The 22,245-nt window shown below is 40.7% G+C and carries 14 protein-coding genes and 1 tRNA gene; 7 read left to right on the top strand and 8 right to left on the bottom strand.

What is annotated here, in order from left to right:
• Positions 1 to 4: 4 nt before the first annotated feature.
• On the top strand, positions 5 to 3,880 hold the full coding sequence (locus A9267_RS15280; RefSeq protein ID WP_065109788.1) for a S8 family serine peptidase: 3,876 nt from the start codon (positions 5 to 7) through the stop codon (positions 3,878 to 3,880).
• A 69-nt stretch (positions 3,881 to 3,949) separates the two neighbouring features.
• On the opposite strand, the gene A9267_RS15275 is transcribed toward A9267_RS15280, so the two are convergent.
• Positions 3,950 to 5,272, bottom strand: a complete 1,323-nt coding sequence (locus tag A9267_RS15275; RefSeq protein WP_055022685.1) for an anaerobic C4-dicarboxylate transporter — start codon at positions 5,270 to 5,272, stop codon at positions 3,950 to 3,952.
• A 531-nt stretch (positions 5,273 to 5,803) separates the two neighbouring features.
• Between A9267_RS15275 and A9267_RS15270 the strand changes: the two genes are divergently transcribed.
• Both A9267_RS15270 and A9267_RS15265 read left to right on the top strand, forming a co-directional pair.
• Positions 5,804 to 6,364, top strand: coding sequence for an outer membrane beta-barrel protein (locus A9267_RS15270; protein ID WP_065109787.1), 561 nt, complete (start codon positions 5,804 to 5,806; stop codon positions 6,362 to 6,364).
• A 516-nt stretch (positions 6,365 to 6,880) separates the two neighbouring features.
• A complete protein-coding gene (locus A9267_RS15265) occupies positions 6,881 to 7,111 on the top strand; it encodes a hypothetical protein (protein WP_065109786.1) in 231 nt (76 codons plus the stop codon).
• Between the two features lie 116 nt (positions 7,112 to 7,227).
• Here A9267_RS15265 and A9267_RS15260 read toward each other — a convergent pair.
• Positions 7,228 to 7,312: transfer RNA gene (locus tag A9267_RS15260), tRNA-Leu, on the bottom strand.
• 340 nt (positions 7,313 to 7,652) lie between these two features.
• On the opposite strand from A9267_RS15260, the gene A9267_RS15255 reads away from it, so the two are divergent.
• Positions 7,653 to 7,784, top strand: coding sequence for a DUF3149 domain-containing protein (locus tag A9267_RS15255; protein ID WP_065109785.1), 132 nt, complete (start codon positions 7,653 to 7,655; stop codon positions 7,782 to 7,784).
• 128 nt (positions 7,785 to 7,912) lie between these two features.
• Here the strand turns inward: A9267_RS15255 and A9267_RS15250 are convergent, their stop codons facing one another.
• Both A9267_RS15250 and tcdA read right to left on the bottom strand, forming a co-directional pair.
• Entirely contained in the window at positions 7,913 to 8,524 is a 612-nt protein-coding gene (locus A9267_RS15250; RefSeq protein ID WP_065109784.1) for a superinfection exclusion B family protein, read from the bottom strand.
• Positions 8,525 to 8,825: 301 nt separating this feature from the next.
• Positions 8,826 to 9,620, bottom strand: a complete 795-nt coding sequence (tcdA, locus tag A9267_RS15245) for a tRNA cyclic N6-threonylcarbamoyladenosine(37) synthase TcdA (RefSeq protein ID WP_065110050.1) — start codon at positions 9,618 to 9,620, stop codon at positions 8,826 to 8,828.
• A 428-nt stretch (positions 9,621 to 10,048) separates the two neighbouring features.
• Between tcdA and A9267_RS15240 the strand changes: the two genes are divergently transcribed.
• Both A9267_RS15240 and A9267_RS15235 read left to right on the top strand, forming a co-directional pair.
• Positions 10,049 to 11,107 carry a porin gene (locus A9267_RS15240; RefSeq protein ID WP_055022756.1) on the top strand — a complete coding sequence of 353 codons (1,059 nt, stop codon included), beginning with the start codon at positions 10,049 to 10,051 and terminating at the stop codon, positions 11,105 to 11,107.
• Between the two features lie 485 nt (positions 11,108 to 11,592).
• A complete protein-coding gene (locus tag A9267_RS15235) occupies positions 11,593 to 12,648 on the top strand; it encodes a porin (protein ID WP_065109783.1) in 1,056 nt (351 codons plus the stop codon).
• Between the two features lie 89 nt (positions 12,649 to 12,737).
• On the opposite strand, the gene A9267_RS15230 is transcribed toward A9267_RS15235, so the two are convergent.
• Together A9267_RS15230 and A9267_RS15225 are read right to left on the bottom strand one after the other, a co-directional pair.
• Positions 12,738 to 13,394, bottom strand: coding sequence for a thiopurine S-methyltransferase (locus A9267_RS15230; RefSeq protein ID WP_065109782.1), 657 nt, complete (start codon positions 13,392 to 13,394; stop codon positions 12,738 to 12,740).
• Positions 13,395 to 13,530: 136 nt separating this feature from the next.
• On the bottom strand, positions 13,531 to 13,881 hold the full coding sequence (locus A9267_RS15225) for a hypothetical protein (protein ID WP_055022691.1): 351 nt from the start codon (positions 13,879 to 13,881) through the stop codon (positions 13,531 to 13,533).
• Between the two features lie 304 nt (positions 13,882 to 14,185).
• On the opposite strand from A9267_RS15225, the gene A9267_RS15220 reads away from it, so the two are divergent.
• On the top strand, positions 14,186 to 16,009 hold the full coding sequence (locus A9267_RS15220; RefSeq protein WP_065109781.1) for a protein kinase domain-containing protein: 1,824 nt from the start codon (positions 14,186 to 14,188) through the stop codon (positions 16,007 to 16,009).
• Positions 16,010 to 16,077: 68 nt separating this feature from the next.
• Here A9267_RS15220 and A9267_RS15215 read toward each other — a convergent pair whose 3' ends face one another.
• Together A9267_RS15215 and A9267_RS15210 are read right to left on the bottom strand one after the other, a co-directional pair.
• Complete coding sequence (locus A9267_RS15215; RefSeq protein ID WP_065109780.1) at positions 16,078 to 18,456, bottom strand: zinc-dependent metalloprotease; 2,379 nt, start codon at positions 18,454 to 18,456, stop codon at positions 16,078 to 16,080.
• A 59-nt stretch (positions 18,457 to 18,515) separates the two neighbouring features.
• Positions 18,516 to 22,226 (bottom strand): response regulator, encoded by a 3,711-nt coding sequence (locus A9267_RS15210; RefSeq protein WP_065109779.1) that lies wholly within the window; start codon positions 22,224 to 22,226, stop codon positions 18,516 to 18,518.
• Positions 22,227 to 22,245 lie beyond the last annotated feature (19 nt).

Genomic DNA, 22,245 nt, shown 5'->3' with positions numbered 1-22,245 from the left:
AGTTGTGAAGACTAAATTATCAATAGCTATATCAGCGGCACTATTATCAAGTGCTAGCTTTGCAAACACCGAAATGACAGGCAATAAATATGAGTTAGAAATATTGTCTAGTAATCAATACAGCAAACCAGCTGTCAGCCCTATCAATGTAACTGCACCAAAACGATTTATCGTTGAACTCTCTTCTCCTGCGGTAGCATCATACCAAGGCGGTACTCAAAATCTTGCTGCAACAGCAGTAACTGCAAAGGAAACCAAATTAGATATACAATCTGCTGCTGTTCAAAATTACGCATCACATCTTGCTAATGAACAGAAAGCATTTTCAAATGCACTCAATAAAATCTCTGCCAACAGTAAAGTAGAGCGCCAATTCAAAACGCTTTTCAATGGCGTAACAGTCGCAGGTCAAAATTTAACTATTGAGCAGTTAATGGCTATTCCTGGGGTTAAATCTGTTTACCCTGAAACTATGTATGACATCAGCATGGATGCATCACTTCAAGTGATTAATACTGAAGCAATGTGGACAACTGTGAATGGAATGGCAAATGCAGGTAAAGGCATTCGAGTTGCGGTTATCGATGGTGGTATTCGACCAGAAAACCCAATGTTTGCCGATGAAGGTTTTGAAGCTCCTATGGGCGCCATGCCAACTGATGATTACTGTTCAACAACAGATGAGTCATTCTGTAATAACAAACTGATTGTAGCCCGCTGGTCTCAACCGACTTTTGAAGTCTGTCCTGATGAATACATGAGTCCACTAGGTTACGGCGGTCACGGTACACACGTTGCAGGTACAGCGGTAGGTAACTTAGTCTCTACCCAATTTAATGACATTGATGTTGAATTATCAGGTGTAGCTCCTGCAGCATACTTAATGTCATACAAGGCGTTATATTCTAAAGCAGACTGTTCAGGTGGTAGTGGCTCTAACATCATGTTAATGGAAGCGTTGGAGCATGCAGTTAATGATGGCGCTGATGTTATCAACAACTCTTGGGGTGGTGGCGCTGGTGCGGATCCTGCCAGTAGCCCATATAAAACCATGTTTGAAGCAGCTGAAGCGGCAGGTGTTGTCGTTGTTTCTGCAGCGGGTAACGACGGTAATGGCGCAAGCACTATTGGTTGCCCTGCATGTATTGAGTCTGGTATTGCTGTAGCCAACAGCACAACAGGCCGCTACTTTGCCAACAGTTTCAATGCTGGTGGTGAAGACTTACTCGCAATCCCTGGTTCTGATACGGTTATCGAAATGGATGTTACAGCACCTGTTGTTGCTGCAATAAATATCGATGAAGCTAATTTTGAAGGGTGTGATGCTTTCCCAGTTGATAGCTTTAAAGACAGTATCGCATTAATATCTCGAGGTGCTTGTGCATTTTCGTCGAAAGCTGAAAATGCGATGAATGCTGGTGCAAGTGCACTTGTAGTATATAACAGTAATCCTGGTGCACCGATTACCATGTCTATGCCTGGCGTTACATTCCCATCGGTGATGATTTCAAATGGTGATGGATTAGATATTATCGATGCTATGGGCGAAACGGCAACCGAAGGTACTGTTGGTTCAGAAATTAAGCGTTTAATGGTACCTGAACTAGCTGATACCATTAATAGTTCTAGCTCACGTGGACCAAACGGTAACCAAAATATCTTAAAGCCGGATATTGCTGCTCCAGGTACTAATATCTTATCAGCTTACTCGCCTGATGATGGTGGACTAGATTTCAATATGATCTCTGGTACCAGTATGGCAAGCCCTCATGTTGCTGGCGCTGCAGCAATGATGCGTCAATTACATCCTGATTGGTCTGCAAATGATATTAAGACCGCGCTAACATCAACTTCAACTGTTGATGGCATCCTAGATGATGATGCAACTACTGCAGCTTCACCGTTTGCAATGGGTGCGGGTCGTATGGATTTAGATGCTGCAGCTAAAGCGGTATTAACTTTCGATAAGCCTTCAATTGCTGCTGATTCATGTGTTGGTCCATGTACTTTCACTCGCACGGTTTACAATAAGAGTGAAGAAGACACCTCATGGTCATTAGCCGCAAGCTCTGATTCTGCAGGCATCATGGTTTCTCCAAGTACTTTAGATATCCCAGCTGGCGGCTCTGCGACCTTTATGGTCACAGTCGATTCTACTTTTGCAGAATATGGTGATTGGATATTCGGTAATGTGATGCTTTCGAGTGCATCAGGCATGCAAGATGCTCATTTACCTCTCGCAGTGTTAGCGCAAGAGTCTAGCGACTCTTCATTGATTTCTGTAACTTCTGATGATGCAGATTTGACGACTTCAGATGATATGGAAATTTCAGCAGTGCTCAACAACACGATGTTTGAGAATACTGTTACCTTCACAGCAATGGCACCTGAAGGTTCCATGTTAACTTCAGAAGATGATGTATCTGTTACTTTAACCAATGCTTCTCAAAATGGTTTTAGTGTAAACGAAGAAACTGGTGTAATTACTTGGGTTGGAAGTTTAGAGCAATCTGAAATGTCTATCGAAGCCTTCACTGGTACTTATCCAAGTATTTTTGATGCAGATTTAGCATTTATTCCAACATGTGACGAAGGCTGTGATGAAAAATCATTCACTTATGAAGGTCTTCCATCATTCAAATATAATGGTTCAACTTACGATACGATTACGATTTCAGACAATGGTATTGTTTTAGTTGGTGGCGGTAATACAGGCGGTACTTGGAATAATAAAGAATTACCTGATAGTGCTAACCCTAATAACATTCTTGCTCCTTTCTGGTCAGATTTTGATTTAAGTGATGGAACTGCAACTGATACTGGTGGCGGTCAATTAGGCTTAAACATTATCGAACTTGCATCAGGAACCTTCATTGTTGTTGAATGGAACGATGGCCAATTATATGCCGACCCATCTGGTACGGCATATTCATTTAGTGTATGGATTAAGACTGGTGATGTTGAAGATGTTTCATTTAACTACCTAGATATTCCAAATATGCCTGCTAATGTATCTATTGGTGCAGAAAATATAGGTGGCACGATTGGTTCTACTTATTACTACAATGGCGAAGGAACTGCGGTAACTAACGATGACTACCTTCAAGTTGTTTCATCAGCTGCTGGACAAGTCAAAATTGACTATAAAGCAACAGCGGAAGATTTCGATCTTGGGTATATGGACAGCTCAACTACAGTTGAAGAAACAGCTGTTACATTCAACGTTTTAGAGAATGATACAATGCCAGCTCAAAAAGTGGCTCGCTCTAAAGTGACTGGTGATGGAATAACAGCCTCTGCTCAACGCATTATCAATATTGCCGCTACAGGTGATCTTGGTATGGTGAAAATTGTTGATGAGCCAGCAAATGGTACAGTGACAATCACAGAGTCTGGCGAAGCAACTTACACGCCTAATAAAGATTTCTTCGGTAAGGATATGTTTACCTACTCAGCTACAGACGCTGCAGGTACTGTAAGCACTCCAACTGAAGTAGTGGTTGATGTAACCAATGTTAACGATGCACCGACTGTATCCCCTTCAGCCAGCAAGATCTTAGTAGGTCTGGAAGCAACAGTTAGTTCTGGTGCTGCTGATGTTGATGGTGACTCGCTAACATATGCTTGGACTCAAACAGCTGGACCTGTAGATGTATCTTTCGATAGTACAGCCAAAGATATTAGCTTTGTTTCTACTAAGACTGGTGTCTATACCTTCACTGTCACAGCAAATGATGGCGAAGCAGATAGTACTACTGAACAAGTTTCAATAGATATTCTTTCTGCTCCTGACCTTAAGGATGACAGCGGCTCTATGGGCTGGTTAACTACACTTCTTCTTCCTTTAGCGATGTTCCGTCGTCGTAAAATGAAGTCATAATCGTTATTTAACACTTAACGTAAAAAGCCCAGCATATGCTGGGCTTTTTTATGTCGATTGACTTATCAGTTAATGGTTAATAACCAATGTCGAGATAAAGTAACCCAATACGGTTGCCGTGGTGACACCGATAAATCCTGGCACTAAAAAGCTATGATTTAACACATACTTACCAATATTTGTCGTACCTGAGCGGTCAAAGCTAATTGCCGCTAAATCACTTGGGTAGAATGGGAAAAAGAAGTAAGCATAACAAGCAGGTATAACACCAATTAACACAGGTGCGGGTATACCTAATGCAAACCCCAACGGAAACATAATCGTTAATACTGCCGCTTGGCTTTTAAGAAAAATAGATGCCATAAACATGGCAATCGCAAATGACCAAGGGTAGGCGCTCACTAAGTCACTTAATGAACTCACTAAGTAGCTTTTATGATGTCCAATAATAGTGTCACTCAACCATGCAATACCAAAAATAATCACCACAGCCGTCATACCGGCAGTAAAGACATTACTATTAACAATCTTTTGTGGCGAAACCTTGGTTGCCAGTAATATAACCGCACCAACAGACAACATCATGAACTGTATCGCTACAGACATTTTTACGCCTTCTGGTAGCAATTCTTTACTGAACATAGCTAACACGATAACAGATAAAATCCCGGCCAAAAATAATGCTAAACCTCTTTTGGCAATGCTATCGGTATGTGCCTGATCATCAGTTTCAACCTCAGGATCAATCAGATTCTGACGAAATTCATCATCTTTAAGGCGTTCTTGAAATGCTTCATCTTTATCTAAATCTTTACCGCGATGTAAACTCCAAGCACAACCTGCTAGCACACCAACTAACGTAGCCGGAATCGTTACCGACAACACATTAATTAAACTGATATCAAGATTGTTATCCATCGCAGTGGCCATGACTACTGCCGCCGCAGCAGCAATAGGGCTTGCAGTAATCCCCATTTGAGATGCCACTGTTGCCATAGCTAATGGACGCTCAGGACGAATACCTTTTTTATAAGCAACATCATAAATAACTGGCAATAGTGGGTAAACTGAATGGCCGGTTCCCACTAAAACAGTTAACGAATAAGTACATAACGGGCCTAAAAAAGTAATTTGGCTAGGATGTTTTCTAAGTAATTTTTCAGCATATTTAACTAATAACTTAAGGCCACCCGTGGCCTCAAGGGTAGCTGAAGCAGCCACTACAGCGAGAATAATCAGCATAACACTGACTGGCGGCGATCCTGGGGCAATACCGAACACAAATGCCAAAACCGAAACACCTAAACCGCCAAGCAAACCAAACGCAACACCACCGTGACGGATACCAACGAATATCACCGCTAGCAGCAACAGCATATGAATATAGAACATTAGCTAAATCTCCTTAGCAAACATTAATTTATGTATGACTTCCTGCGTCATAACAGATTGATTTCAGAGTCAACAGCAGAGTTAATGTAGGGAGCTCGCTGTATCCATGATGCTGAAATCGTTTTTAAGGCTATAGACTGGTTATGTTTTTTGACAGCCTTACACCTTGTTTATACATCAATAATCTAGCACTCAATATCAGTTAAAAACGATACAGTGACCTTGCTCATGTAAAAAACAAAGTTAATTGTAAAACTGTGATCATCTAATCTTTAATCAACTCGAATATACAAAAAAGGCATTCACCAACAATAAGATGAACCAAATAATTTCGTCTAAATAACATCAAATTAGCCATATTAAAAATAACTAATTACAAATATTGAAAACCAATCCAAGTTTAATTCTTATACAAATAATAATTAGCCGAAAATAAACCTTAATGTTTTCATTCAGTTTTTATTCAGCATCTCGAGATTATAGTGAATCCATCAAAACGAACTGACTTACATTTTTTACTTGGAGTGGATTATGAAAACAAAGCAACTTATTTTAGCAGGTGTGATCACCTCAATGATGTCTGTACCAGCAATGGCATCTGATTGGTTTATTGGTGGCGCAGCTGGCTACCAACAAAACAAATATGAAGACTCAACAGTCGGTGGTGGTAAAGAAAAAGAAAAAGATATGGCTTATCAACTTCGCGTTGGTACCTATATCAATGACAACAGCCGTGTATATGGTACTTATGGCTACAACTCTGAAGATATAGGCAAGCAACAAAACTTCTTACTGTCATACGATTACCTTGTTCCACTCGGTGCTAGTAATAAAATGAATTGGTTTGTCGGCGCCACTGCTGGTATGACACACACGAGTATTAAAGATGCTGATTTAAGCTCTGGCAATAACTTCGTTTGGGGTGGTCAAACTGGCTTTATGTACAATATCAATGACAACTGGTCTACAGAAATTGGTTATCAATACCTAAAGCAAGATTATGAAAAAGATGTGGGTAATGGTGCGAATACAGGTACCTTCTCATTAAATGATACCCAGCAGGTCTATTTAGCTATTGATTATAAGTTCTAGTTAAATAACTAACATACAAATAATAGAGGACACTTAATGTGTCCTTTATTATTTGCATGAGACTCAATTAGTTAACCAATTAACATATAAAACCATCAATACCTAAAATGATATTCATCAGAAAATGATATCTAGCCAGACATAAAAGTACTTTAATTATTCACAATAGCTTTAGTCTCTAGAGTAATAATCAATAATGGTGCTTTATTAAGCAGTTAATAACCGTTACTTGGTTAATAACAATTCAATTAACAAACTATTTTTATGTGGCCAGCAAAAGTATTTAAGCCTCTAGCACTTAATGCATTAGCCAAATCCCCTACTTAAACAGTCTCATTGGTACGATTGCTTATTGATAAACCATGCTAAGCTTTCATAAAAATGTCATCCCTTACCTTTACTATTCGCTCATTATTAACTTTGAGCATATTCAATAGCTTAATAAAACAGTAATACTATAGAGTCGTTAAAAAACCGCTCAACTCTTACTGAGAACATGATAAATATGAGATTTTTATGAAGCATTATTTTTCAGGCATAATTCAATACACCTGCATGACCGCTGTTCTGTTGTATGGACTAGGCTGGATTAAAGGCGAAAGTCTTGCTGATGAACTCTCTATCGATAACGGCGGCTACGCGCTACTGCAAGATTCGTTAACACGTCAAATACCCTTTTATGAACTCGGTATTGTCGCTGGATTCGAAAAACGTCAAATAAGAAATAATACATATAAAAGCAATTAGTTAAGTAATATTTTCGATAGTTGTTATTAGAACTTAAAGCGTTAGATTGGCATATTTCAACAAAAAGCAGGCACAAAAAAACCGACATTAAGTCGGTTTATTCCTCAAAGAGGAGATGGTACCGGTGGGCGGACTTGAACCGCCACGCTCGAAAGCAACGGATTTTGAATCCGTCGTGTATACCAATTTCACCACACCGGCATCATATTGATGTTTCAAAAGAGCTAGGCTCAATCGAGAATCAGAATTATACCTAGGCCAATGGCAATGGCAAGCCCTTTCAGCACCTTAATCGAAGTTTTCATTTCAATAGCTCAAATCTCATTCAAAGCAAGTATTCAGTTACGTTAAACACTGCTTTAAACGTCTCAACTTGCTTGGATTAGCCAGCATTTGTGTGATGAAGCTTATAATTGACTCCTTTCTAATACATTACATTAGCGATTAAGCAATAACCGAAAGGTTAATTGATCGAGATCATAATTGTTAACAGATGTATGCGATATGTTACTTATGACTTCACGATAAAGAGGATTATGAAATGGCATTCTGGTTAGATTTAATGTTTGGTAATGCAATTGGTTTGCTGTCAATGATTGTTATCTTCTGCACTATGGGAATTATGTCGTACATGATGTGGATGTTTATTGTGAAGTCGGCTCCAAAAAAATAGGTAATTCTTATTTAGATTTAAGTCAGTTTTTGTGTTTTTTGGCAAATAATTAGGGGGCATTAGCCCCCATTTTTGTGTCAATAATTCATATTGAAAAGTTCAGCACTGACTTAAGTCTACATAGTCAATTAAGCGGCATGTTTTCTTGGCTGCACTAATCCATTAATAAACTGCGGCCTTGCTTTGATTAGATGAGTTAACTCTTCTTTACTTGGTTCGCCGGCGGGTAAACGCAGCACTTCCCGATTGAGGTATACGCGCGCCTTCATTGAAATCTTATATTCAGCAGTAGGCCCTTGAATAGCGTAATGTCTTTCATTACCGACAAGCTCAAGAATACTTGTTGCAACGAGTCCTTTTACGGCTAACTCGTTTTGCGGTAGTGCCAAAATAGTGGCTCCTTGAAGAAAGAACTCTCGTAATAAGGCACGTTCAGCCGGATCTAATAGCTTCACTTTCGCTTCAATGGTTTCTATGGCACGTTTTTCTCGTAAGTAACTAATCGACTCATCAACAACAAATGTGAATAACTGACTCAAAAAGAAAGCGGCACCAACAATTAAACCTAAACCAATAAAGTGCCCATAGTTAGACACAAAACCGTCAAGGGACAAAGTTTGTAACACATGGTTCGGTGCAAATAATAATACTGCACACGCTACCACCCACCAAAGCATCACGCTTACCAATACACGCTTAATATTGGCTAACTTTAAGGTATCTAATGTAAATTTCATCATGTTACGTCCAAAGTGTCAGATTTTTGAATCTATCACTTCAAGAGCAATTTTAGTGCCAAGAGATTATCCGTAAGCAAAAAATAAATGTTTAATAGGACTTAAGATGCACAGGGGCGTGGCTGATGATGTGGGCCATCTGAAATAGAACTATTTCGACCGCTAATTATCACGCTTCTCTTACGTTATGTGAAGATGGCAAATCGTTCATTGTTATACAGAAAAGTCTTAATATAGATGGCGTAACCTTATTGGATTACGCCAAAAAATGTTGCAACACTGAAATGAGGGGCGATAACTTTAGTTACTTTTCTGCAAGTCTTGCTAACACTCTGCTCGCGGCAATAAAACCAAATGTACCTGTGACCATAGTGACCGCGCCAAAGCCTGAAGCACAATCCATTCTCATGCTACCGTCAGATGCAGCCTTGGTACTACATACACTGCCATCATTTTGCGGATAAACTAGATGTTGAGTTGAAAATACCGCATCAACAGCAAACCGTCTTTGCGTATTTTTAGTGAAATTATATTCACGTCTTAAAATTCCCCTCACTTTTGCGAGTAAAGGATCTTGAATGGTTTTAGCTAAGTCAGTTAACTGAATTTGGGTTGGATCAGTTTGACCACCTGCTCCACCCACGGTCACTATTTTCAGCTTATTACGCTTACACCAGGCAATTAAAGCCGCTTTCTGCTTTACTGCGTCAATACAATCAACCACATAATCAATCGCAAGAGGCTCTTGCTTAGTGCCCAAGTATTCAGCCAAGTTATCTGCTGTTATAAAGTCTTCGACTTCATAAACAATGCATTCTGGATTAATTTCACGTAAACGCTTTGCCATCACCTCAACCTTTGACTCGCCAATGGTTGACGCTAATGCATGAGATTGACGATTAGTATTAGTCACGCAAATGTCATCTAAATCAACTAATGTGATTTGCCCGATCCCACTACGAGCTAACGACTCAGCAACCCAAGTGCCTACACCGCCAATTCCAATAATGACCACATGTGCCTTGGCAAAGTTTTCAAGTGCATGTTGACCATATAAACGGCCAATTCCACCAAAACGATTTAAATATGATTCTGACAACATGTGATGCTCTTGCTACTGACTTATTCGGGGGCGGTATTTTATACGAATTCGCTGAGGAGCGAAATAAAACTCTGCCATTGCAATAAATACTGCAGATTGAGATAGCCATATTTCTCGACACACCTGTTGCAAACATTAACTAACCACATCATTTTATGATAAGTGCAGTTAACGGTTGCGGCTTGCTTGTTAAAAAGCAATATAAGCCTTGTAAACCAATATGATACAAATCAAATAAAAAACATCATTAGTGATAATTATCACACTTTTCAGTGAAGCTTTTATGTCAATATCGGGCGCAAATAAAGGATCCAGAATAATAGTGTCTTTAACGTATCCGTTATGAGTCACTATTTCTATCAATGTTGAGCACACCTGATGAGTGCCCAACAAAATCAAGCCCTTACCAAAGGAAGATTAAGATGATGAAAAAAAACCTGATCACTGCAGCTATTTTATCTTGTACTGCTATGACTTCATTTACTGCTTTAGCTGATGGTCCAAATTTCTACGGTCGTGCTGATCTTGCACTTACGAACTCTGACTTGGGTGTCGCAACTCAAAACCAAAAAGACGGTACAGTCATTGAAAACAATTTCTCTTGGTTAGGTGTGAAAGGCACAGAGAAAATCAACGATGACTTCGAAATTCTTTACCAAATGGAATTCGGCGTAAGCAACTTTGATAATTCAGGTAACACATTCGCTGCTCGTAACACCTTCATCGGTCTTAAAACCAACGCTGGTACTGCATTAGTTGGTCGTAATGACACTGTATTTAAGCAATCTGAAGGCGGCTTTGACTTATTCGGTAACAGCAACTCAGACATCGACTTATTAGCAGCTGGTCAAACTCGTTCTGGTGACGGCATTAGCTATTACTCACCAAAGTTAGCTGACATGCTAACACTTAACGCGACTTACTTAATGGATGATAACTACGAATCACAAAGTGACTCTATGTACGCATTAAGTGCAACGATTGGTGATAGAGCACTTAAATCTCACAACTTCTATGCAGCTGCCGCTTACCAAGACGGAATTACAGACATCGAAGCATACCGTGGTGTAGTTCAAGCTAAATTTGGCAACTTCATTGTTGGCGGTTTATACCAAAACACTGAAAGCCTAAAAAGCGAATTAGCACACCTTGAAGGTGACAGTTACTTCATCAACGCTGCATACGTGATGGGTAACCTTAAAATTAAAGCAATGTACGGTTACGATGATTCAGGTCTAGGTAAAATTGTAGACCGTCGTACTGGTCAGCTTGAAAATGACGAAGGTGCAAACGTATTAGACGCACGTAAAGATGTATCTGACGTTGAAATTCAACAATTCAGCATCGGTGCTGATTACCGTTTAAGCAACAACACTTTAGTATACGGTCACTACACGAAATACGACGGCGACATGAAGCTAAATGGTGTTGTTGAAGATTTAAGTGATGATATCTTCACTGTTGGTGTACGTTTAGATTTCTAAATACACTGATAAGCTGTTGAATTAATTAACAGCGAATTGTTAAGCAAATGCTAAAGCGACCTCAATAGGTCGCTTTTTTTTGAGCTCAATATATCAAACGCACTTTTTCCTATGCAAAAATGCATAACGCATATGCAAATACCGCCAAAGAGTTAACAATTAAGCAACACCTTAACTATGCTTAAACCCTATTACAGCGCCACTTACACTATATCGCCAATTATGTGAACCTCCACAAAGGGGTAGTTTGCTAAATCACTGTTAACTAATAGCCAAAAGTCTCGAACTTGTCACATTTTTTCATCAAATCATTACGTTATCCCAAAAAGTTTGACATAGCCCACAACTTAAGCAGCTCAAACCTGCAAAAATTCCGTCAAGTTCATATCACAGTGCTATGTAAATTCATTGCCGCTGTGACTGAAATTCACTAAAACAACCCATAAAATGGGAATAGAACCTTAGGTTCTAAAGGGAGTATGAAGATGAAAAAGACGCTAATTTCAGCATCTGTGGCCTCTGTGATTGCATTAACTTCTTTCGGCGCAGCAGCTGAAGGTCCAAATTTCTACGGTCGTTTAGACTTAGCAATAACAGATTCAGATCTAGGTGTGACTACCCAAGAAGGTAAAGCTGGCACTGTATTCGAAAACAACTTCTCTCACTTAGGTGTTAAAGGCAGCGAAAAAATCTCTGATGCTTTCGAAGTGCTTTACCAAATGGAATTCCAAGTTGAAAACACGTCATCTAGCTCTGATGTGTTCAAAGCACGTAACACTTTCTTAGGTTTAAAATCTAACTTCGGTACTGTTTTAGTGGGCCGTAACGATACAGTATTCAAGCAATCTGAAGGCGGCGTTGACGTTTTCGGTAACACCAATGCTGATATCGACCGTTTAGTAGCTGGTCAAACTCGTTCTGCTGACGGTATCTGGTACTACTCTCCAAAAATCGCTGATTTAATCACGTTAAACGCAACTTACTTAATGGAAGATAACTACACTGATGCAAACGGTGATGAGTCTTACGAAAGTCAGTACGCATTAAGTGCAACAATCGGTGATAAAAAACTTAAAGCGCAAAACTACTATGTAGCTGCTGCTTACAACACAATCGGTGGCATCGATGCTTACCGTGGCGTTGCTCAAGTTAAACTAGGTGATTTTAAAGTAGGCGGTTTATACCAAAGCACTGAAAGCCAAACAACTGATCAAGAAGGTGATTCTTACTTCTTAAACGTGGTTTACAACTTAAACGGCGTTAACTTAAAAGCTGAGTACGGTGTTGATGAGGGTGGTTTCGGTCGTTACCTAAGTAAACAACGAGCAGTGGATGAAAATGGTGATTATATTGTGCCAGGTGTTGTAACCGATGCTAGCATTACACAAATCACTGTAGGTGCTGACTACCGCATCTCTAAATCGACTCTAGTATATGGCCACTACGCTATGTACGAAGGTGATTACCAACTTGACGGTGGCCCAACCATCGATCTAGAAGATGACAACGTATTTACTGTTGGTATGCGCTACGACTTCTAATTAATGCCTCTTTAGAGAGTCTTTAGTTAATAAAAAAGCGACCTGATGGTCGCTTTTTTTATATCAATTTTTACCATTAAATTTAGCCATTACTTTTTAGTTAAGATATACGCAGCTTCATTCAACCAAGGAACCTGTTTATTAATAAACCTTGGATTATCATGCAACACATCAGCGCACTCTAATAACTCAACGTCAAAAGATTCAGCTAGGTATGACTCTATCCAAGATGGGCTAACAGCAAATGGGGGGCCATTAAGTGTGTCTTGATCATAATCTAAGGTAATGAGTAAGCCCTTGACGCCTGATGGGATCAGCTCTGCTAATTTCTTGGCATACTGTTGACGCATTACCTCTGGCCATGCAATCAATGCTGCACGATCATAAAAAGCGCCAATTTTTTGTGTGGTCGTCGCTGATAGCGTAAAGATATCACCTTGTATAAGCGTGATTTGATCTGTGGAGTACTCTTGATGCTCACCTTGCGCTTGTTGTGTAACAGGCAAGGTATTTTCTTTAAAAAAGTCTTCAACTGCGATTGGGTTTAACTCACAGCCCAAAACACTGTGACCTTGTTCGGCGAGGTAGCACATGTCCAACGACTTGCCACATAATGGAACAAATACCTCAGCAGCGGACGGTATAGCCAGTTGCGACCAATATTTAATTAGAAATTCATTTATTTGCGGCTGGTGAAAACCAATTTGCTGTTGCTGCCACTTACTGTGCCAAAAACTTGCTTCCATATCTAAGGTCCATGTCATGTAAATGAGCTTTACTCTAAATACAATGAACATAGGATGCAAATTGATTAGCGACACAACAGATAATCAGTAAAAACGCTTACTCATGTTATTGACTCAACTCGCCAACACAGCAAGCTTACTGCCCTTCACCATCTAAAACTTGTTGCACCTTTTTAAGCCATTTACAGTTATCACATTGACAGTTGCGACGTGATAAATGATGTGGACTTAAATTTGAGTCAATAAAATCGACTGCAATCAGTAGCTGTTGTTTCAGTTCATCAACGGATTTTTTTTCAATCGCAACAAGTTCATCATTGTGATTCATCCATATGCACTCTTCTCCTTGATGGCAAGTCGTACATTGTTCATCGCTGGCATTATAAAACACCGCATGAGGACAGTGAGTCACTTCCATTGACTGTAAAATACGCTGGCGTGGAAAAGAAAACAGTGGAATTAAGTCAGCTTTTTTAATGTTAGGCATAAGCGCTCCTTGATTAACCCGAATCCGTTGATTCACTTAAATAGTACCTGTGTATAGCCCAAAACAACTTGATTCACGTCAAAGTTTACAACTCCCACTATTTAAGCTAGGCAGTTTCATTCGTTTTTGCTGAACAACTTGTCATTTACCGCATTTTATTTGAAATCAAACTGGTTTCTGCATTGAACTTGCTCTGCAAAAAACACCTTAAATGCAAGCACAAGACTTGCCTGACAATTCGAAATATGCGTTGATGTAGCAAGCACTCGATGAATAACAATGGGTGTAATAATAGGAGCAGCGTTTGCAAACACCTCAGCTACAGCACTTTTATATTAATGAAGAACAATCGGTTTATTTATTAAAAGCAGAAGATGCTCGAAAGCACCGTGCTTGGATAAGATTGTGTAATCAGCAGTTAAGTAAACTTGGTTATGCTGATATCGAATTTATCGGGAAAGGAGCTTATGGTTTTGTGTTTGCTGGTACAAACGATATTGGTGAATCGCATGTATTTAAGTTCTCCCGAATTACCCTTCCGCGTAGTGTGCAGGATAGGCTTGAAGAAGAAGCCTTCATGCTCAGTCAACTCATGCATCCCAATGTGCCTAATGCGATAAAGTTTGAACGAGTCGGTAAGCAAGGCATCATGGTCATGGAGCGTGCTCAAGGAGAAGATTTAGATAAAATATGTCACCGAATGGGGGTGTTACCGGTTGCGATGATTGTCAGCATCGCCCGTCAATTAGCCAACCTCTTGTATTACCTTCGCACCGGAAAATGTTTAGTTCACGGCGACATTAAACCGTCTAATTTAGTGTATGACATTAAAAACGATCATTTATCGCTTATTGATTGGGGCTCTGCTGTCTTTGCTCAGCGTGATGAGAACAATAATTCCGTTGAAAATAACGTGATGTCTTTGATGTCCAACGACCAACAGCACACGAACGCCAGAATGGGCGATGTGTACTTTATTGGAGAGGAGCAGCTAAATGGTGCTCTTTCCAGCCCACGCTTTGATGAACAGGGTGTTGCCGCAACGCTTTATGCGTTGGCATCAGGGCAGATTAGCCGCTTTGGAAGCAAAGTGATTCCTGCCAGTAGCCTTGGTTTACCCATTGAGCTTGCCCGCACTTTGGATGGCATGTTGAGTGACGATCTTGAGCGACGTAACCTTGCCGGCGACTACTTTTTAAAAAGTATGCGGCATAACCATCGTATGCATCTACCAAACATTACCACCCACCCGATACATGAAGACATTCCGTTGTGGGTATTACCTAAACAAAAACAAGTAGAGACGGTAAGTTACAGCTCAAGGAAGTCATTCCTTAAAGAACATAACACTCAAGATCCCATCGCTAAAATGGACGATGTGCAGCTTGAAAAATATTACCGTAACTTCCTCGCTGGCATGGGCGATACAGAAAAAGGGTTTGTCGCTGCCGTTGGAAAATTAGCTCAATATCCCATTGTTGGCGGGCTGGCTATTCATTGGCGAAAGAGTGGTGTGTATATTGATTCAAACCTTGCGATTTATGATCCTGAAACCAAAGATGTGCTCATTAAAGCAGTCAATAATATGGTGACTTTGGCGAGGGGAATTAAACGAATAGGGGTGTTTAAAGCCTGCTTTTTTAACGCAAAGGATACCTTACACCTTGAACGCCAACATGCATCAGAACCCTATCAAATGGTGAATGATGCCCAGCTAAGCTTCGAAGTGGGAGATGTTCCAGCCTCAGAAGGTCGCTCACGGTTACACTCCTACTTTGAAGACGGTAAAGACCCTGAAGAAAACTTAGAACTGCCAACCGAAATCATGACTGAACTGGGCTGGATCAACCAAATTCATCATACTGGCTGCATTATTTTTGAAGCCTTACCCAATCACTTAAAGATCCATAGCTATTTACGTTTACTAAACCCACGTAAGCAAGCTGCATTTAGGGCATCTTTAGATCGTATTTTACATCACGCCACTAAGATACAAGGCCATGGCGTATCAGGATTTATGAAGCTGCCTTATAAAAATACTCGTCAGTTTTCACATATCGATCGTAAAAGTGACCACTTTTATCCTAAAAACCCAAAACAAGCAGGGTTAAGTCCAGCTCAAAATTAGACACCATAAAGCACCTTAGAGAATTAAAAAGCCCAACGTGTTCGTTGGGCTTTTGGGTCGTTCGCATGTTAGATAGGTGAACCTGGCGGCATGTTAAGCGGTGATTCAATAAACCTAAACTCGTTTGAAGCGATGCCTTTAGCCACCCCCTGTAGAAGCCAGTCAAAATGAGCAGCTTGATAATTACTTGCTCGGTTACTACGACGTTTCAACTGTTTTTCAACATATTGCAGCCTTGCAAGCAATTGCGCTTTAACCTCAGGGGCCGTTTTTTCATGGTGATAGCTAGCAAGAATTTCGTCTAACACGACAGTATTAACGCGCATTTGCACCGCTAATAGCTGCCCACGCTGCAGATCTTGATATACCGTTTTCGCTAATAATTTATCGACTAGGTTCACCACTGATAATTGCTCTGAGTCAGTCATAAACCCTTGATTAACCCTATTTAAACGCTCTGGAGCCAATAAACGGTTAGCAATTTGTCGACTTAAGACTTCTGCCATACCTATCGGATCAGTCAGCACACCTAAACCAGAATCGAAACTTTCACGAGTCTTACGATAGTTACCCGCTTTAGGCACCAAGATATCGGTAATCTCAGAAGGTACAGACAAACTTTGGGCTGAGATAACATTCAATAAAGCATCTAATGCACTGCGTTGTAATTTAGGCGACAAATAATGCCATCGCTCAGCAGAGCCTTGCTGTTGATAACTATAATCACTGCCGCCAATCCATTTAGCAGCGGCATCAATTTGATATCGAGTCATAAAGTATACTGGCACAAACACGTCACTTAGCTCACCTAAAGGTTGCTCGCTAAGCAGTGCTTGAGCATTAAATTGCTCAATAGCCACTCTACGAACTTGCTCTAAGCGAGTAAGCTCATCTGCTGCAGATGCACCATTGTCCCATAAGCTCGCATAGGCATGGCTTGAAGCCGGTGAACGGGAATCAGCTTCTCCAATATAACGTAGACCTTGTGTTCTAGCTTGGCGAACCAACTCTGTTAAATTCGCTTCATTGCCGTAACCGTAGGCAATGGTAAACTTATCCCACTCCCCTATTCCTTCAGAATAAGGCGCTGAGATATCAATTTTGTCGCCATTTAACGTCGCCTTCGGATGAGGGTAATCCATGACAGAGGCATTATCGTTCGTAGAAGCTGCAAAGTTATGGTCAAGTCCGATGGTATGGCCAATCTCATGAGCTGATAACTGGCGAATACGTGCCAATGCTAGGTTCATCGATGCTTCTTTAGCTGCATCTCTATCTTCCCAGCCTGCGGTTAATCCTCTGGCAATTAAATGATCTTGTTTTACTCGCAAACTACCTAAGGTCACATGACCTTTGATAATTTCACCTGTGCGAGGGTCTTTAATGGATGCACCATAAGACCAGCCTCTTGTTGCTCTATGCACCCATTGGATCATGTTATAGCGAATATCTTGAGGATCTGCATCCTCTGGTAACATTTCCACTTTGAAGCCATCAATAAATCCAGCAGCAGTGAATGCATCCTCCCACCAACGAGCACCATCCAATAATGCAGTGCGGATAGGTTCTGGTACACCAGGGTCAAGATAATAGGTTATTGGTTTAATCACTTCACTTGGTTCAATACCAGGCGTGACCTTTTCTAAACGATGTCTCAGTAGATATTGTTTACTGACAGGTGAGTCTATTGGAGCTGAGTAATCATAATATTCACCCGAAAGGTAACCACTCATCGGCTCATAAGCTCGAGGCTGATAGCCCGGCTCTGGTAATGCAACAAACGAATAGCGCATCCTAACTGATACAAACTTGCCATCGGGCGTAACTTGTCTTACTTGCTCGCCTGGCTTGCTACTATTAAAAGTCAGTAACACATCAACATCAGCATTTTTTTCGAAGGACTTCACCCCTTCAGGTAAAATGACAGAACGTGAACTATCAAGATTATAGCTACCTTGTTTGGTGTCAGCTAACCGCTGGCCCACACCATGAAGATCGTTTAGCACTAATTGATTAACGGCCACAAGTGGCGTTTTACCTTCGACCACTTTACCCCGCCATAATACAGATTCTGCAAAGGCTTCTTTTACCGCTAATTGCTCAGCAGGGTTTTCACTGCTTGCTCTATAAAAAGTATTTAATTGCTTTAATAAAATGTACGGGCCTTGACGCTCAAACTGAACCATACGAGTTTCGCCAAGTTGACCACGGTCTAAGCCAATGTCATTAGAACCCACACCATGTGGCAAGCTTGTGATGAGTAAAAATGGCTGGTTAAGTTTATTGGCCTCTAAATACAATTCACCAGACTGACTTTGATAATAGAAATTAATAAATCCGGTCGCTTTTTCACTTTGCTTAATCACAGTTTGGGCAGGTGTTGCCGCATATGCGATAACGGGGATGGCACTTAATGCCAATGCAAGTGCAATGCTGTGGCGGTTCATTTAACATTCTCCATTGTGTCAGTCAGCCAAATTTAACGGCTCGTCTTGAGCCGTTAACCTTACGAGGCGCTATGTTTATTTTTATAATCAATCCAATGTTCTAAGGTATCAAACAACTCATTAAGCACAATTGGTTTAGTAATATGAGCGTTCATACCCGCTTGTAGACTCTTCTCTCTATCACCTGACATTGCATGAGCTGTCATCGCAATAATAGGAAGCTGCTCGGTGCTAAAGCGTTTTCTCAGCTCTTTCGCCGCAGTTAATCCATCCATTACAGGCATTTGAATATCCATTAATACGGCATCAAATGGTTTACTGTCGATAATATCTAACGCAATTTGACCATTATCGGCCATCACGACTTCATAACCTGCACTTTTTAATAGCTCAGTCGCAACCTGCTGGTTAATAAAATTATCTTCAACTAATAAGACTAAACCAGCATCTTTGGTTTGCTCAGGATCTTCTTCAACGACAGGCGCCACATTCAATTTAGGTTCGGCAGCAAATGCGCCAATAATCTCATCGAATAAGGCTGACGCTTTAAACGGCTTTTGCAAAATAGCAAATACACGGCTTTCATCAAACTCAGCCTCAAGTGGCTCTGCAGAATAGGCGGTCATTAGAATAATCACCGGACGTTTTTTAAGGCGTCCATCAGCAACCATTTCATCAATAATATCGATAACATCTGCGCCATCCATTTCTGGCATCATCCAGTCAAGTAACAATAAATCGACGTCACTGTGAGCTAATACTTCTAATGCCTCTGCGCCACTTTGTGCTGTTTTGACACCAAAGCTAAAGTCACGCATTACTGTTGAATATATCTGTAAAGCGCTAGGGTTATCATCCACTACTAAGGTTGTTAGGTTATTCAATTGTTCAGGGACAACGAGCGGTTCAACGACATTCTCTTCAGCGATTTCAAAGCTAATATTAAAACTAAAGGTACTGCCCTGATTGGTCTCTGATTCCACTTGCATGGTACCGCCCATCAAGGACACAAGGTGTTTACTGATCGATAAGCCTAAGCCCGTGCCGCCATATTTACGGGTGGTTGAACCATCAGCTTGCGAGAAAGCATCAAACAATTTAGCTTGTTGCTCTTGGCTAATCCCAATACCAGTATCACGCACCCAGAATTTAAGTGTTATACGGTGATCTCRCTCACCCACATCTTCGCAACCTAATTCAATTTCACCATTTYGAGTGAACTTAACCGCATTAGATAATAAGTTCACCAAAACTTGGCCTAAACGTAATGGGTCACCATTGAGGATAAGTCCTGCTGTGACTGGTGCATAAAGTAACAGCTCAACGCCTTTTTCTTGCGCTTTTTGAGCGTTCATATCAATGACATGATCAAGCACTTTATCTAACGGGAACGACACTCTTTCGAGCTCTAGCTTACCCGCCTCAATTTTAGAGAAGTCCAAAATATCATTAATAATGCGCAATAAAGACTGAGCAGAGAAACCTGCCTTATTAAGATAATCCTGTTGCTGCGGATTCAATTGAGTGCGCTGTGCAAGCTGCAACATACCAATAATTGCATTCATCGGTGTGCGAATTTCGTGACTCATGTTGGCCAAGAATTCACTCTTATACATATTGGCTAATTCAGCATCTTGCTTAGCTTCTAGCAAGGCAACTTCATTACTTTTTTGACGCGTAATATCTTTATGGGTGCCGAGCATACGTTTGGATTGGCCGTCATCGGCAAACTCAACCGCTCGACCACGTGATAACACCCAATGGTATTCACCAGATTTAGCCCGCATACGATATTCAATTTCGTAAGTGCCAATTGGCTGCTTAGCATAGCCACTTCGGTACTCTTCAACTCGCATACGATCATCTGGATGAATGAGTGCATCGGTTGATGAAATAAGTGCAGGGAATTCATTAGGTTTATAACCTAACATAGAATAAAACGCTGGATTACAAATCAATTGTTCAGAATCTAAGTACCAATCCCACAGACCATCTTCTACCGCATCCATCGCTAAATGATAACGTTCTTCAGAAAGACGTAACTGCTCGGCAGATTCATATTCACGAGTGACATCACGCCACACAGAAATCAACCCCAGTAACTCACCACGGCGGTTATAAAACGGCAGTTTTAAGGTATCGAGCAAGACGGTTTTCCCGCCAATATCCATTTTCTCTTGGTAACGTAACAGTGAGCGATCACTTAAGACTTTTTGGTCTTCCTCTCTGATCCGCTCCCCTTGTTCATGGGTGCTGGCTAAAGAGTATTGCCCTATCATCTCGCTTTCTTTACAGCCCAGCATATACTCAGCAGATTTATTACAGCCTAAATATTTACCTTCTTTATCTTTATAAACGATTGCCTCAGGAATGGAGTCAATCAAAGAGCGTAATAATGCAAACTCTCGTTCACGTCGCTCTGTAGTATCACGCAAACGTTGAGTCCGTCGTGCCACTAAGTTATCCAATCGTTTATTTTGCTCTGCCAAATGACGGGTATATTGCTTGTTCTCTTCAAAAATACGGCTTACGAGTAAGAACCAAGGCTCCCAACCTTCAGTGATTTTCTTTGGCGGTGAAATCGGATCGCGTGAACACTCTTCTAAGTGAGTTAATAAGCGGGATGCTGGATTGACGAATGAACGGCGAGTTTGCCAATGCACAATTGTCACCAACACAGATAAAGCCAAAACCACTAGCAAGAAAGTCAGCTTTAACTTATCCCACGCATCTTGGAACAATACATCTTCATCTTGTAGGTACAGTAAACGCCAAGGTGGGTTTTGTAATGCCACTGAGTGAATATAATAGCCGTTTCGCAAGATACCATCATGTGCGTCAAACAGTTCTGACTCAGGTAAGGAATGCAGCTCTGAAGGAATACGCTGGCTAATATGATAAACCCGATTCATATCGCTAGCTTCAAAATCACTGTGAGACAAAATATTGTTGTATTGATCTAATAAAATCACTGTCCCAGGCATCTTAAAATACATGCGCATTTGCTTGGCTAAAGACGCAAGGGTCATATCCAAGTTAATCGAGCCAATAAAGTCATCTTCTAAATACACTGGTAGACCAAGTGTGGTTAATAGACCACGTTCAGCAAGGTCTACATAGGCTTCACGCCAAAATACACTTCGCTGTGGATTCATTGCTGGCGTCGCCAACTGGAATTGTTTTTTATTGAGTAGCTCTTCTCTAAAGCGAGTTTCGTTGTTAGACCATGGAAACGATGACATGATCCTTTGCTTTGAAATGTAATAAATAGATGAGGCTTTCGGCGCTGCTTCTTTCGCTACAGGAAAAGATAATGACAGCTCAAACAGCATTTCTAATTCTTGATAAAAGGTGTCACTTCGACCATCTAACGACCCCATACCAGTGATCCGTCCCATATTGGTAAAAGGTTCACCACTTTGAGCATAACTGGGTTCTAAGGTAAAAAACTGACCATCTTCATTGAACTTTTCATACTGAGGTAAACGGTCTTTTCGAACTAGCTCCCCCAAGCGTAAATTATCGACAGCCACGTTACGTAAGCTTTTAACCGCACGGATACTCGACTCGAGTAATAAATCAATCTGCAATACATGGCGAAGAACTTGCTCTTCACGCTCTTTGATCAATTGTGTTTTTTGGCGTTCAAATAACGTCCAAGCCGACAATAATGCCATCACAATTACACCGATATATGTATAAAAAACGGCTCGGTTATATTTTCTTTGGATCAGTGCTTTTAAGTGTAATTCTGGCTCTGTCGATTTCATTGAAATCCCTTTATTTACT

The organism is Shewanella sp. UCD-FRSSP16_17 (genome assembly GCF_001675935.1).
Taxonomy (GTDB): Bacteria; Pseudomonadota; Gammaproteobacteria; order Enterobacterales; family Shewanellaceae; genus Shewanella; species Shewanella japonica.
The sequence above is the reverse complement of the archived record's forward strand: the minus strand, read 5'-3'. Positions and strand labels throughout refer to the sequence as shown.

Excerpts from the sequence above, each read along its gene's own strand:
- A9267_RS15255 (WP_065109785.1), top strand. The coding sequence starts at position 7,653 with ATGGCATTCTGGTTAGATTTAATGTTTGGTAATGCAATTGGTTTGCTG.
- A9267_RS15240 (WP_055022756.1), top strand. The coding sequence starts at position 10,049 with ATGAAAAAAAACCTGATCACTGCAGCTATTTTATCTTGTACTGCTATG.
- A9267_RS15270 (WP_065109787.1), top strand. The coding sequence starts at position 5,804 with ATGAAAACAAAGCAACTTATTTTAGCAGGTGTGATCACCTCAATGATG.
- A9267_RS15230 (WP_065109782.1), bottom strand. The coding sequence starts at position 13,394 with ATGGAAGCAAGTTTTTGGCACAGTAAGTGGCAGCAACAGCAAATTGGT.
- A9267_RS15250 (WP_065109784.1), bottom strand. The coding sequence starts at position 8,524 with ATGATGAAATTTACATTAGATACCTTAAAGTTAGCCAATATTAAGCGT.
- A9267_RS15235 (WP_065109783.1), top strand. The coding sequence starts at position 11,593 with ATGAAAAAGACGCTAATTTCAGCATCTGTGGCCTCTGTGATTGCATTA.
- A9267_RS15215 (WP_065109780.1), bottom strand. The coding sequence starts at position 18,456 with ATGAACCGCCACAGCATTGCACTTGCATTGGCATTAAGTGCCATCCCC.
- A9267_RS15225 (WP_055022691.1), bottom strand. The coding sequence starts at position 13,881 with ATGCCTAACATTAAAAAAGCTGACTTAATTCCACTGTTTTCTTTTCCA.
- A9267_RS15275 (WP_055022685.1), bottom strand. The coding sequence starts at position 5,272 with ATGTTCTATATTCATATGCTGTTGCTGCTAGCGGTGATATTCGTTGGT.
- A9267_RS15265 (WP_065109786.1), top strand. The coding sequence starts at position 6,881 with ATGAAGCATTATTTTTCAGGCATAATTCAATACACCTGCATGACCGCT.